The following is an 11,929-nucleotide window of genomic DNA, read 5'->3' as shown; positions in this document are numbered from 1 at the left end:
AATAAATCTTATTTCTTTGCAGGTTCTGCCGGAATGGTCGCTTCAGTGGTGATCTGAACAGTAATCTTGTCACTCACATGCGGAACATTCGCGCCTAAGCCGAATGCAGAACGGTCAAATGATGTTGTGGCATTAAAACCAATTGCCGGAACTTTTGCCATCGGATGTTCACCCTGTTTATTTAACACCGCATCCAGTACCACAGGTTTAGTGACATCTTTCACGGTTAAGTTGCCGGTGATTTTATATTTGTTTTTGCCTAAAGCCTGAACTTTAGTACTTTTAAAAGTAATATTCGGATATTTGGCAACATCAAAAAATTCTGCTGTCTTAATATGGTCATCCAGTGCTTTCACATTCGTATTAATGCTTGCAACCGGGATGTTCACATTGACCGAAGAATTCGCAGGTTTTTCATTATCAACATTAATGGTGCCTTGGATGTCACTGAAGTTTGCAGATGGCGTAGAAAACCCAAAATGGTTCCAGCTAAATACCGTCGCAGTATGACTCGGATCAATTGTATAAGTCACCGGTTTTGCAAAGCTAAAAGTTGCAATAGATGCGGCTACCAAGCCTAAAGTTAATGTTTTCAAATTCATGTTGTTATCTCTCGTCTGAATTAACTTCAGTTTATAGAATCTTGAACCGTTTACATCCCTAAAGATAAAACGTTTTGTTGCAACTATGAAACGATAAAATTGTAAATTCTCGTGTAAATCTAAGCATTTAAGACATACGATACTGGATAAATCCGGTTTTTTTGGCCACTTTATCATAGAGCAATCTGGCTTTATGGTTCGATTCATGGGTCAGCCAGTACACCCGATCACAATTACGCTGCTTTGCTACATCATAGATATGCTGAATCAGTACACGTGCTACGCCCTGCCCGCGATAATCCGGATGAACAAATAAATCCTGCAAATAGGCATAAGGACGCATGGTCCAGCTACTGTTATGTTCGATGACATGCACAATCCCAACGACCTTTCCATCTATCAGCGCCGCAAAACCGTACATTGAATCTAGCTCATAATTGGTTAATTTATCCCAGGTATTTTTACTTACCTCATCCGAAATTTGGGTCTGATAAAAGCGTTGATAGTCTTGCCATAAAAATAGCCATTCGGGCTGTGATATTTGCTCTAGAGATTTGATCTGGATCTGGGATGATATTTCCATATTGAGTAACTTCTTTGGTTTATGTCTTTAATTATCTTTAAGTCAATTATTTACGATATGAGTCATTAGGTTTTTATGATGGCACGAACTTAGATTTATCTCATCTAATGTTCATAAGCAACTGTCAGAGGAAATCATCCGACATAAAAAAAGCCCCATTCAGGGACTTTTAGTATTTTCTGTTAAAGTTTTTCAACCAGAATACGATCCACCTGTTTCAAACCAGAATGCTTTTCATGGTTCTTACGACGTACTTTAATGATTTTTTCTTCAGCCATTTCCTGAAGTAATAGCTCAACCGCAACCATTGCTTCAAGGGGTAGATCCTGCCCGATCCATTTCTGCTCGCCTGCATCCATTAAAGTAATTTCATCACTAATTTGTTCATACAAGCTCATGTTTATCTCACTCTTTCATTTCAATTATGGGAGAACACTTTTTAGCGGTTGCCACATGAAAACAAGGCTAGAAAGCGGAAAAACAAAAGACGCCCCAAAACTGGGGCGCCCTTAAAAAACGACTTAATCAGTTGATTAAGCAGTAATCTCTTTTACAGCTGTTACAACAGCTTCAGTTGTAATGCCGAAGTGTTTAAACAGGTCTTTAGCAGGTGCAGATTCGCCATAAGTGGTCATGCCGATCACACGACCATCCAGACCTACAAATTTCCACCAGTAATCTACATGTGCAGCTTCAACCGCTACACGTGCACGAATATTTGAAGGAAGAACCGCTTCACGATACGCAGCATCCTGTTTCACGAACTCTTCAGCACATGGCATAGATACAACACGTACACCTTCGAGTTGTGCATAAGCTTCCATTGCAAGAGAAACTTCAGAACCAGTCGCAATGATGATCGCTTTCAATTCGCCTTTTTCTTCAGCCAGAACATAACCACCTTTCGCTACATTCTCAATTTGTGCTTGAGTACGCGTTTGGAATGGCAGGTTTTGACGAGAGAAGATTAACGCTGTTGGGCCTTCTGAACGCATCAAAGCAGATTTCCAGGAAATCGCTGCTTCAACAGTGTCGCATGGACGCCATGTATTCAGGTTTGGTGTACCACGTAAAGATGCGATTTGTTCAATTGGCTGGTGTGTAGGACCATCTTCACCCAGACCGATTGAATCGTGAGTATATACATGGATCACACGTTGTTTCATCAGTGCAGACATACGTACTGCATTACGTGCATATTCCATAAACATCAGGAATGTTGCTACATAAGGAATGAAACCGCCATGCAGTGCAACACCGTTGGCAATCGCAGTCATACCAAATTCACGTACACCGTAGTGAACATAGTTACCTGCTGGATTGTCCTGTACGCCTTGCGCGCCTTTCCAAAGTGTCAGGTTAGAACCTGCAAGGTCAGCAGAACCACCTAGTACTTCTGGTAGTGAAGGCACAAGGGCTTGTAACGTATTTTGGCTCGCTTTACGTGTAGCAATGGTTTCTTCTTTTACATTTACTTCAGCGATATAAGCATCCGCTTTTGCAACAAAGTCAGCTGGAAGATCACCAGAAAGACGACGTTTTAATTCAGCTGCTTCAGTTGGATATTTTGCTGCATAAGCGGCAAAAGTTTCATTCCATGCTGCTTCAGCTTGTGAACCTTTATCTTTGGCATCCCAAGCTGCGTATACATCCTCAGGAATGACAAACGCTTCATCTGACCAACCCAAAGCTTCACGAGTCAATACGATTTCGTCATTACCTAAAGGAGCACCGTGACAGTCTTCTTTACCCTGTTTGTTTGGTGAACCTAAACCAATCACTGTTTTACACATGATGATGGTTGGTTTGTTCGCTTCAGCTTTTGCTTCAACAGTGGCTTGACGGATTGCATCAGCATCATGACCGTCAACTTTGATCACTTGCCAGCCATAAGACTTGAAGCGTTGTTCTGTATCGTCAGAGAACCAACCTTCAACTTCACCGTCAATCGAAATACCGTTGTCATCATAGTAAGCAATCAGCTTACCCAGACCTAAAGTACCTGCCAAAGAACATGCTTCGTGAGAAACACCTTCCATCAAGCAACCATCGCCCAGGAAGCAGTAAGTGTAGTGATCTACAACTTTGATATCTTCCTTGTTGAATTGCGCTGCTAAAGTTTTTTCAGCCAGTGCAAAACCAACAGCATTTGCGATACCTTGGCCTAAAGGACCAGTGGTTGTTTCAATACCCGGTGCATAGCCCAATTCTGGGTGACCTGGAGTTTTAGAATGAAGTTGACGGAATGCTTTAAGATCTTCAATTGAAAGATCATAGCCCGTTAAATGAAGAAGTGCGTATTGAAGCATAGAGCCATGGCCATTCGACAATACGAAACGGTCACGGTTAGCCCAATTCGGATTTGTTGGGTTATGGTTTAAGAATTCGCGCCAAACCACATCAGCGATATCTGCCATCCCCATTGGAGCACCTGGATGTCCTGAGTTTGCTTTTTGCACAGCATCCATTGCCAATACACGAATTGCGTTTGCAATACGACGTTCATTAAGCGGGGTTGTCATAAATCAGCGTCCAAATAAATTCAGAAGAAATAGGAAATGATGAAAAGACTTTCAAAACTGCCGTCTATTGTCTTAAAAAAACAGCGAGGGGTAAAGACTAGCCTACAATATTTATCAATTTATTGATCTTGTATTTACCTATCGGATAAATATTCTGCACTTTTAAGGTGCATTGATTGACTAGAGTCTAAGTTAAATTCTAATAAGATGATAAATCTGGGATTATTCTTAACTATTTTTTATAAATTAAACTTTTACAATATGTTGAATTCCTCTTCAGGATACCTCCAGCTAGGAGTCAAAACAGAAGATCCAGACTTAAATAAGTGATCTTTTTCCAGTCCATAAAAATGCATATGTGAATATCTAATGTCTGCCCAAGATCATCAGACATGAAAAGATAAAGGTTGAAGTTCAATCAGGCTAGTCGATACCACGAAAATCATTGTCCTCGACACTCTTTAGGTAAATAACGCTGACTGATATCGCTCGAAGAACAACTGCCGCCATAGACATCAAAGGCGATGGATTTGCCACGGATTGCCGTATCTATCCCATCCTGCCGTAGCTTAAATTCAATCCGGCAAGCTGCATTGATCACGACTTTTTCAATATATTGGGTTCCGCTGCCAATTTGACGGCCTGCATCACAGTGACCATCAGAGGCAATAAATTGAGTTCGATAGCTACCCGCTTGCTCAAAAACCTCCGCTAGTTGGCTTCGCACTACATAACTGTGATAACTCATGCCAGCTACTGTCGCCAGAATGGCAATAATTGTGAGTACAATCATGACTTCAATCAAGGTAAACGCCTTTTGATACATGCTTTTCCATCTCCGTACAGTCTTTTAAACAAGTCCATACCAAAAGATTTCGCCACTTCCTGACAGGCGGTTTCTGAAGACTTGAAACTACTATGCAGAATCGGACTATTTGCAGCAAGGCTGTCTGTCGTACGATCAATACCCCCTTCTTAATTTATTAATAGAATGATCACTTTCCTTGATATTTTAGGCACTTTAATTTTTATATTTTTCTTAGTATTTAGTTATGCAAATTTGTTTAGAAATATCACTGCTTAATAAGCGTCCTTTATCAATTCACAGACTATTTATTAAGTTTATTAAATGAATCCGCCCTGCTGTTTAATTAGGCATATCAGTTTTTTTAATTCCAATAATCAAATAAAAGCACAATAATTTGAAACAATTTCGTGCAATTTTGTCGAGTTGCGCTAGTCCTAGAGCACAAGTCGATGTAACATATCGGGTCTTTAAATTTAACTGTGATAGGACTATGCGCGAGTACGCTGTATTTACTTCGGAATCTGTAAGCGAAGGCCATCCAGATAAAATGGCTGACCAAATCAGTGATGCTATCTTGGATGCAATCTTAAAAGAAGACCCATACGCACGGGTTGCTTGTGAAACGCTTGTAAAAACAGGTGCGGTTGTACTTGCCGGTGAAATCACAACAACTGCGAACATCGATTTTGAAGCGGTTGTCCGCCATACCGTTAACAGTATTGGTTATCATCATTCTGACCTTGGCTTTGATGGTTCGACTTGTGCGATCATCAACATGATCGGTAAGCAGTCTCCTGAAATTGCTCAGGGTGTAGACCGTCAGAAACCTGAAGATCAAGGTGCCGGTGACCAAGGCTTGATGTTTGGTTATGCCAGCCGTGAAACTGATGTACTCATGCCTGCGCCAATTTCTTATGCGCACCGTTTAATGGAAAAACAGGCTGAATTACGCCGTAACGGTACATTGCCTTGGTTACGTCCAGATGCAAAAAGCCAGGTGACTTTCGCTTATGAAAATGGCGTACCTGTTCGTCTAGATGCTGTTGTGCTTTCAACTCAACACGATCCTGAAATTTCACAAGCTCATTTAAAAGAAGCTGTGATTGAAGAAATCGTGAAAAAAATCATTCCTGCCGACATGTTCCATGCAGACACCAAATTCCACATCAATCCGACCGGGATGTTTGTGATCGGTGGTCCTGTAGGTGACTGTGGTCTGACTGGCCGTAAAATCATTGTAGATACTTACGGCGGTATGGCACGTCACGGCGGTGGTGCATTCTCTGGTAAAGATCCATCAAAAGTTGACCGTTCTGCTGCTTATGCAGGCCGTTATGTTGCGAAAAACATTGTCGCTGCGGGTCTTGCTGATAAATGTGAAATTCAGGTGTCTTATGCAATTGGTGTTGCCGAGCCAACTTCAATTTCAATCAATACCTTCAATACAGGCAAAGTGTCGGATGAATTGATCGTTCAATTGGTTCGTGAGCACTTTGACCTGCGTCCATATGGTATTACCCGTATGTTGAACCTGATCCAGCCAATGTATAAACAGACTGCGGCTTATGGTCACTTTGGTCGTGAAGGTTCAGATACTGCATTTACTTGGGAAAAAACTGACAAAGTCGAAGCACTTAAAGCATCTGCTGGTCTATAAGTTTTCAAGTTTTAAAAGCTCGCTTTATGCGGGCTTTTTTTATGGCTTCTACTTTTAGCCTGACAAAAATTGAGCTGGAAATAGTTGTGTTTTGTTACATCTAAAACTCATATTAAAACGGATAAACTTATTTTTTATAAGCAGTGAGAAGCAATCCATATAAGGGTTGTAAGAAAATACATTCAAATAATCAGACAATTTATATCTAGCAAAAATTGTATAAGCCTTTATAAAAATTACATTTAGCGAACAAATTCTGATCTAATTATTAGCATAAATTCAAATAAATACTCGCTAGACTGTTTTCGACCTTACAACTACAAAGGATATGACACGATGAATAAATTACTTGTTGCTTTGGGTTTAGTTGCTACCGTAACACTGGTGGGTTGTAGTAAAGAAAAACAGCCTGAGACTGGCGCGACTACAGGTGAGCATTTAGAAAATGCTGCTACTCAAGCCGGCCATGATATGGAAGATGCCACTCATGAGGCTTCTCAGGAAACTGACCAAGCCATGGATAATGCGGCTGCAAATGCTTCCCGTGCCGCTGATGAAGCCGCCGCTGCGACTTCTCGAGCAGCAGATGCAACTGCTGAAGCCGCTAAAAACGCGACTGCTGCAACTGCCGGTGCTATTGAAGAAGGCGCAGGCAAAGTACGTGAGAAAGCTGAAAATTAATTTTTAAAGCTTTCAATCTTTAAAAGCCTGCTTTGCAGGCTTTTAAACTTTTTATACGTTTCACTATTAGACGGGTGATTGTTCTAATTAAAATGATATCTTCTGAAATAATCACGACCTTATATCATTTAAAGTCATAATTATTATCAGTTATCAGGATATTTAATTGGCTCTTAGAAATTCTAGATCAGCCCATTTTAGTGAGAAATTGCGTAATATACGCGACTTTATTTTTAAAACTTGATCTCCCATGTTTGTTATTGCTGCGTCTTCCCAGCGATCGAATCTCTCGGTCTGGGTGGCTTTTATTTTACTTGTATTAGGAACTGTCGGTGCCTATCACATCGTGGGCCTGAACCAGGCTCTATTATTTCTGGTGGGTGGTGCACTGGGTATGACCTTGTATCATGCCTCGTTTGGTTTCACCTCCAGCTGGCGCGTCTTTATTAAAGAACGTCGTGGTCGTGGCTTACGTGCCCAAATGATCATGCTGGGTCTTGCTGTATTGCTATTTTTTCCTGCTTTAGGCGCAGGTGAACTGTTCGGTAATCCAGTTCAAGGCTTTGTCAGTCCGGTTTCGCTTTCTGTGGTAATCGGGGCATTTATTTTCGGGATTGGCATGCAGCTCGGTGGCGGTTGTGCATCAGGCACACTTTATACCGTTGGTGGTGGTAGTGCCCGTATGCTGGTAACCCTGTTCTTCTTCTGTGCCGGCTCACTGATTGCGACTTCGCATATTGACTGGTGGTTTAACCTGCCTCATTTCGCACCTATCTCCATTGTAGAAAGTTTTGGTGTCATTCCTGCACTTGTTTTGAGCTTTGTCATTTTTGCTGTTATTGCTACTGCAACTATCTTTTTTGAAAAGAAACGTCATGGCAATTTAGAAGTTGAACCTCAAAGCCAGCATCAGGGCTGGAAACGCTTTTTGCGTGGTCCATGGCCATTAATCTGGGGTGGAATCATTTTAACCCTGCTTAACTTTGCTACTTTGGCGCTGGCTGGTCGTCCATGGGGGGTTACTTCTGCCCTTGCTGTCTGGGCCGCGAAATCTGCAAGTTTTGTTGGAATTGATGTAGCCTCTTGGGCGTATTGGCAGCAACCAGCCAATGCCAAAGCCTTATCTGAATCGCTCTGGTTCGATATTACGTCTATGATGAACTTTGGCATCATGCTTGGTGCATTATTGGCTGCCAGTCTGGCAGGTAAATTTGCTCCGAACTTCAATATTCCAAAACGTTCATTGGTTGCTGCGGTTATTGGCGGTTTGATGCTTGGCTACGGCGCTCGTCTGGCTTATGGCTGTAATATTGGTGCCTATTTTAGTGGTATTGCTTCTGGCAGTGTACATGGCTGGTTATGGCTGGTCTTCGCATTCATTGGAAATGGGCTTGGGGTAAAACTTCGTCCAATTTTCTTCCCCGGTGAGAAACCTCAACCAGAAAAACTGACTGGTTGCTAAATAAAAAAGCCCATCTTTGTGATGGGCTTTTTTATAGCTTAATACTTACAACGCAGCTTTTAAGTTACAGCCATAATTCATGGTCTGTTGAACTTGGCGATAAGTCGTATAACGATCCAGAATAAAAGTATAGAACTGATCGCTAGATGCAAAATTGGATTTCAGGTCTTCATTCTCGGCTTTAGGTAACTGGATCTTGTCGATCAGATTCAGATTATAATGTCCCAAGCGATACATCTCGGCAAAATAGCCATTCATCATGTCACAATAGGCGACTTTACTGGATTTTAGCGCAGTCCGGCTGACAGGATGCTGATTCAAGGTTTGCAGGTTATTCACATCCAAAGGCAGCTGATGAGAAAAGGCAATACTTTCTACTTTTTTAAATTGCTGAAAGTCTTGTGCCAACTTACTGTTTAGATCATCAAAACGTTGCTGTAATTCCTGTGCACTTTTAACCTGATATTTACCTGGATCTACTGCTACTTTCTGTTGCTCTGCTGAACATGCGGCCAATCCAGTTACCATAGCTAATGATGCCAGCCATACCTTCATATCTATACACTCGATCTAAATATTAGACTTCCGTCATAAATCAAAAAACGTACAATTTATTTGATCTTAAATTAATCAGCAAAATTATTTAATTCAAGGGATAATTCTTGGATGAAATTCAAAGATATTCAAAAATTATCAGACGTTAAATTTCGTAGGCTTACCGGTGTTAGTTGGGCTACATTTAACCTCATGTTGGCCGAGCTAAATAAGCATTTACCTTGTCATATTGGTAAAGGACGACCGCATAAATTACCGTTGGAAGATCGTTTGCTCTTATGTATAGAATATTGGAGAGAATATCGAACATTTTTTCATCTTGGTATGAGTTACGGTGTATCTGAAACGAGTGCAATTCGTATCACACGTGTTATTGAAGATACCTTAATCCGTTCTGGAAAATTTAACTTGCCAAAACAACTTCCTAATCGAGATGAAGTGGATTGGGAAGTTGTTGTGATTGATGCAACTGAAATATTAGTTCAACGTCCAAAAAAAACAGAAGAAATGGTATAGCGGTAAAAAAAAGCGACATACCTTTAAATTTCAGCTATCTATGCACTATACAACAGGTGAAATACTGAGTGTATGTGGAAGTCATGGAAGCATGCATGATTTTAAAATATTCAAAAAAAGCATGAGGAAATTAAAATTTAAGCCCTTTTTTATCGTTGATAAGGGGTATTTAGGGATAAAGAAATTGGGTTTTGGATGCCTCATGCCATCTAAAGCAAAGAAAACTGAACAACTAGATTCTGAATTAAAAAAGTTAAATAAAGAGATTGGTCGTAGACGAATTCAAGTAGAGCATGTATTTGGAAGGATGAAATGTTTTAAGATTTTATCTTGTGTATATAGAAATCGTCGTAAACGATTAAACCTGCGTTTTAATTTACTTGCTGGCATATACAATTTAGATTGGGTGAAAGATAAACAATTAAATTGGTTGAAAAATGATTTATGAAGGAAGTCTATTAGCTGTCATTATGCCTTAAACCTGGGCGAAGATTTTATTTAAAGTACTTTCTCATTCATATAACGCCAGTAGCGCTTAGGTACATATTGGATATGCAGTTTCATATTTTGTCGTGCCTGAATATTCACGCTTTTAAAATAATCTTTCCAAAGCTGATCATAGAGTACTTCTTCATCATCCAGTTCAATACTAAAAGACTGACTATGTCCAATCCGGATTTGTGGATCAACTATTTCTGCATTCATTTCTATCTGATGTACATCATCTAAATCGTAATAGATGCCGTACTGGCGCTGCTCATCATAAATTAGCCAACGCTGGTCTTGGTAACGTTCCTTAAAATGTCGGGAAATAATCGGCAGTACATTAAAATCCGGTTTGACCAGACTGAGAAACAATCCATCTTTGGCCTTTTTGAAGCGGACAAAAGCTTCCATACGATGCTTTTCACGCCCGACCTGTTTGCACCATTGTGACATTCCAATGACTGCATGATGGCCATAATCTTTATCAACCGGCCACTGGTTTTGAAATACATAGACCGCAAAATCAAACAGATTCTGAAACGCCTGTTCTTTTTCAGAAAGAAAGGCATAATAAAAGGCTTTTAAACTGCTGTATGATACTTTCTGTTTTAAGCCTTGCCAGACCCGCTGTCCCTGACTTTCATTCGAGGCCACATGAATAAAATCATCGAATAAGCCATTTTGTGCCTGCGGATTGGCAGTCACTTTGACATCAAACTCTTTAAATTCAAAAGCCCGAAATAGACAGCTTAATAAACCGGTCATGGTGCCATCAAAACAGTAGTGTGCCATCAGAAACCAAATCCCAGTTGAGGTGACAGTTGCTGCTGATATTTGGACTGACCCGCTTGTAAAATCTGCTGGCGAATCTGCTGGGATTGCTGCTCCTTTTTAAATTTCGGTGTATCTGCACAGCGAATAAAATGCTGCGCCCGGTTATACGCCACGCCCATCCGTTTTAGTTGATCGATATGAATCTGACCAAAACGGCGTGCCTGTACAATCTTTTTGGCAGAACGTACTCCAATGCCAGGCACGCGTAATATTATCTTGTAGTCGGCTCGGTTAATATCAACCGGGAAGGCCTCCGGATGGCGTAAAGCCCAGCTCAGTTTTGGATCAATATCCAGATCCAGATTTGGATGCTGGTCATCCACAATTTCATCTGCTTCAAAACCATAAAAGCGCATCAGCCAGTCAGACTGATATAGACGATTTTCTCTTAATAAGGGTGGCGCTGAGCCGATTGCAGGTAAGGCTTTTTCTTCGGGATTAATCGGAATATAGCCAGAAAAATACACGCGTTTCAGCTTAAATTCCTTGTAGTGCCGATCAGCCATCAAAATAATATCTTTGTCCGTTTCACTATGCGCACCGACCACCATTTGCGTGGTCTGTCCTGCGGGAACAAATTTGGGAACGGATTTGATGATCTTACGTTCATCTTTCAACTGGATTAAGCGATCCCGTACAATTCCCAGATCTTTTTGCACTTCTGTATGGGTTTTCTCTGGAGCAAACTTTTGCAAGCCTGCTTCGGTTGGCATTTCCAGGTTGATACTCATCCGGTCGACATATAAACCCGCTTCAGTAATGATCTCCTGCGATGCTCCGGGAATGGTTTTGAGATGAATATAACCATTAAAATTTTCTTCAAGACGCAGCTTTTTCACCACCTGCAACATCCGCTCCATGGTGTAATCTGCTGATTTAAAAATTCCCGAACTTAAAAACAGCCCTTCAATATAATTACGGCGATAAAAATTCATGGTCAGATCGACCACTTCCTGCACGGTAAATGCAGCACGTTTTACGTCATTGGAACGACGAGAGACACAATAGGCACAGTCAAAAATGCAGACATTTGAAAACAGTATTTTCAGTAATGAGACACAGCGACCATCTTCGGTATAGCTATGACAGATTCCATTTCCGGTATTGCCCAAGCCTTTGTCTTTATTTTTACGGTTACTGCCACTCGATGAACAGGACACATCATATTTGGCAGCATCAGCTAAAATTTGTAGTTTTTCTCGGATACGATCAGACATGATTTC

General features: G+C 40.9%; 12 protein-coding genes and 1 pseudogene. 5 read left to right on the top strand and 8 right to left on the bottom strand.

What is annotated here, in order from left to right; genetic code table 11:
- Window positions 1-8: 8 nt before the first annotated feature.
- From O4M77_RS06155 to O4M77_RS06135, 5 genes are all read right to left on the bottom strand, one after another.
- The gene (locus O4M77_RS06155; RefSeq protein ID WP_180018667.1) at window positions 9-602 is read right to left on the bottom strand and encodes a YceI family protein; all 594 of its coding nucleotides are present in this window, start codon (window positions 600-602) and stop codon (window positions 9-11) included.
- Between the two features lie 127 nt (window positions 603-729).
- Window positions 730-1,185, bottom strand: coding sequence for a GNAT family N-acetyltransferase (locus O4M77_RS06150; protein ID WP_180018669.1), 456 nt, complete (start codon window positions 1,183-1,185; stop codon window positions 730-732).
- A gap of 182 nt (window positions 1,186-1,367) precedes the next feature.
- Complete coding sequence (locus O4M77_RS06145; RefSeq protein ID WP_004786275.1) at window positions 1,368-1,583, bottom strand: hypothetical protein; 216 nt, start codon at window positions 1,581-1,583, stop codon at window positions 1,368-1,370.
- 135 nt (window positions 1,584-1,718) lie between these two features.
- Window positions 1,719-3,707, bottom strand: a complete 1,989-nt coding sequence (gene tkt, locus O4M77_RS06140) for a transketolase (protein WP_180018671.1) — start codon at window positions 3,705-3,707, stop codon at window positions 1,719-1,721.
- 442 nt (window positions 3,708-4,149) lie between these two features.
- The gene (locus O4M77_RS06135; RefSeq protein WP_159123753.1) at window positions 4,150-4,533 is read right to left on the bottom strand and encodes a pilin; all 384 of its coding nucleotides are present in this window, start codon (window positions 4,531-4,533) and stop codon (window positions 4,150-4,152) included.
- A gap of 472 nt (window positions 4,534-5,005) precedes the next feature.
- Between O4M77_RS06135 and metK the strand changes: the two genes are divergently transcribed.
- From metK to O4M77_RS06120, 3 genes are all read left to right on the top strand, one after another.
- Entirely contained in the window at window positions 5,006-6,172 is a 1,167-nt protein-coding gene (gene metK / locus O4M77_RS06130; RefSeq protein ID WP_004786281.1) for a methionine adenosyltransferase, read from the top strand.
- A gap of 336 nt (window positions 6,173-6,508) precedes the next feature.
- On the top strand, window positions 6,509-6,853 hold the full coding sequence (locus O4M77_RS06125) for a hypothetical protein (protein WP_180013114.1): 345 nt from the start codon (window positions 6,509-6,511) through the stop codon (window positions 6,851-6,853).
- Window positions 6,854-7,103: 250 nt separating this feature from the next.
- Window positions 7,104-8,315: a YeeE/YedE family protein gene (locus tag O4M77_RS06120; RefSeq protein ID WP_180018673.1), complete on the top strand. Its 1,212-nt coding sequence runs from the start codon at window positions 7,104-7,106 to the stop codon at window positions 8,313-8,315.
- A 45-nt stretch (window positions 8,316-8,360) separates the two neighbouring features.
- Here O4M77_RS06120 and O4M77_RS06115 read toward each other — a convergent pair whose 3' ends face one another.
- On the bottom strand, window positions 8,361-8,870 hold the full coding sequence (locus O4M77_RS06115) for a hypothetical protein (RefSeq protein ID WP_180018675.1): 510 nt from the start codon (window positions 8,868-8,870) through the stop codon (window positions 8,361-8,363).
- A 111-nt stretch (window positions 8,871-8,981) separates the two neighbouring features.
- On the opposite strand from O4M77_RS06115, the gene O4M77_RS06110 reads away from it, so the two are divergent.
- Together O4M77_RS06110 and O4M77_RS06105 are read left to right on the top strand one after the other, a co-directional pair.
- The gene (locus tag O4M77_RS06110) at window positions 8,982-9,386 is read left to right on the top strand and encodes a transposase family protein (RefSeq protein ID WP_004783114.1); all 405 of its coding nucleotides are present in this window, start codon (window positions 8,982-8,984) and stop codon (window positions 9,384-9,386) included.
- A 37-nt stretch (window positions 9,387-9,423) separates the two neighbouring features.
- Window positions 9,424-9,834: pseudogene (locus tag O4M77_RS06105) on the top strand (transposase family protein); the annotation flags it as partial.
- Window positions 9,835-9,884: 50 nt separating this feature from the next.
- Here the strand turns inward: O4M77_RS06105 and O4M77_RS06100 are convergent.
- Window positions 9,885-10,664, bottom strand: coding sequence for a TIGR03915 family putative DNA repair protein (locus O4M77_RS06100; RefSeq protein ID WP_180018677.1), 780 nt, complete (start codon window positions 10,662-10,664; stop codon window positions 9,885-9,887).
- A complete protein-coding gene (locus tag O4M77_RS06095; RefSeq protein WP_159123756.1) occupies window positions 10,664-11,923 on the bottom strand; it encodes a putative DNA modification/repair radical SAM protein in 1,260 nt (419 codons plus the stop codon). Before O4M77_RS06095 ends, O4M77_RS06100 begins: the two co-directional genes overlap by 1 nt.
- Window positions 11,924-11,929 lie beyond the last annotated feature (6 nt).

The sequence above is a fragment of the Acinetobacter sp. YWS30-1 genome, from assembly GCF_033558715.1.
Classification (GTDB): Bacteria; Pseudomonadota; Gammaproteobacteria; order Pseudomonadales; family Moraxellaceae; genus Acinetobacter.
The sequence above is the reverse complement of the archived record's forward strand: the minus strand, read 5'-3'. Positions and strand labels throughout refer to the sequence as shown.

Bases quoted from the DNA above. Each gene is read 5' to 3' on its own strand.
- O4M77_RS06150 (WP_180018669.1), bottom strand. From the start codon at position 1,185: ATGGAAATATCATCCCAGATCCAGATCAAATCTCTAGAGCAAATATCA.
- O4M77_RS06125 (WP_180013114.1), top strand. From the start codon at position 6,509: ATGAATAAATTACTTGTTGCTTTGGGTTTAGTTGCTACCGTAACACTG.
- O4M77_RS06110 (WP_004783114.1), top strand. From the start codon at position 8,982: ATGAAATTCAAAGATATTCAAAAATTATCAGACGTTAAATTTCGTAGG.
- O4M77_RS06145 (WP_004786275.1), bottom strand. From the start codon at position 1,583: ATGAGCTTGTATGAACAAATTAGTGATGAAATTACTTTAATGGATGCA.
- O4M77_RS06100 (WP_180018677.1), bottom strand. From the start codon at position 10,664: ATGGCACACTACTGTTTTGATGGCACCATGACCGGTTTATTAAGCTGT.
- O4M77_RS06095 (WP_159123756.1), bottom strand. From the start codon at position 11,923: ATGTCTGATCGTATCCGAGAAAAACTACAAATTTTAGCTGATGCTGCC.
- O4M77_RS06120 (WP_180018673.1), top strand. From the start codon at position 7,104: ATGTTTGTTATTGCTGCGTCTTCCCAGCGATCGAATCTCTCGGTCTGG.
- O4M77_RS06115 (WP_180018675.1), bottom strand. From the start codon at position 8,870: ATGAAGGTATGGCTGGCATCATTAGCTATGGTAACTGGATTGGCCGCA.
- O4M77_RS06155 (WP_180018667.1), bottom strand. From the start codon at position 602: ATGAATTTGAAAACATTAACTTTAGGCTTGGTAGCCGCATCTATTGCA.
- metK (WP_004786281.1), top strand. From the start codon at position 5,006: ATGCGCGAGTACGCTGTATTTACTTCGGAATCTGTAAGCGAAGGCCAT.
- O4M77_RS06135 (WP_159123753.1), bottom strand. From the start codon at position 4,533: ATGTATCAAAAGGCGTTTACCTTGATTGAAGTCATGATTGTACTCACA.
- tkt (WP_180018671.1), bottom strand. From the start codon at position 3,707: ATGACAACCCCGCTTAATGAACGTCGTATTGCAAACGCAATTCGTGTA.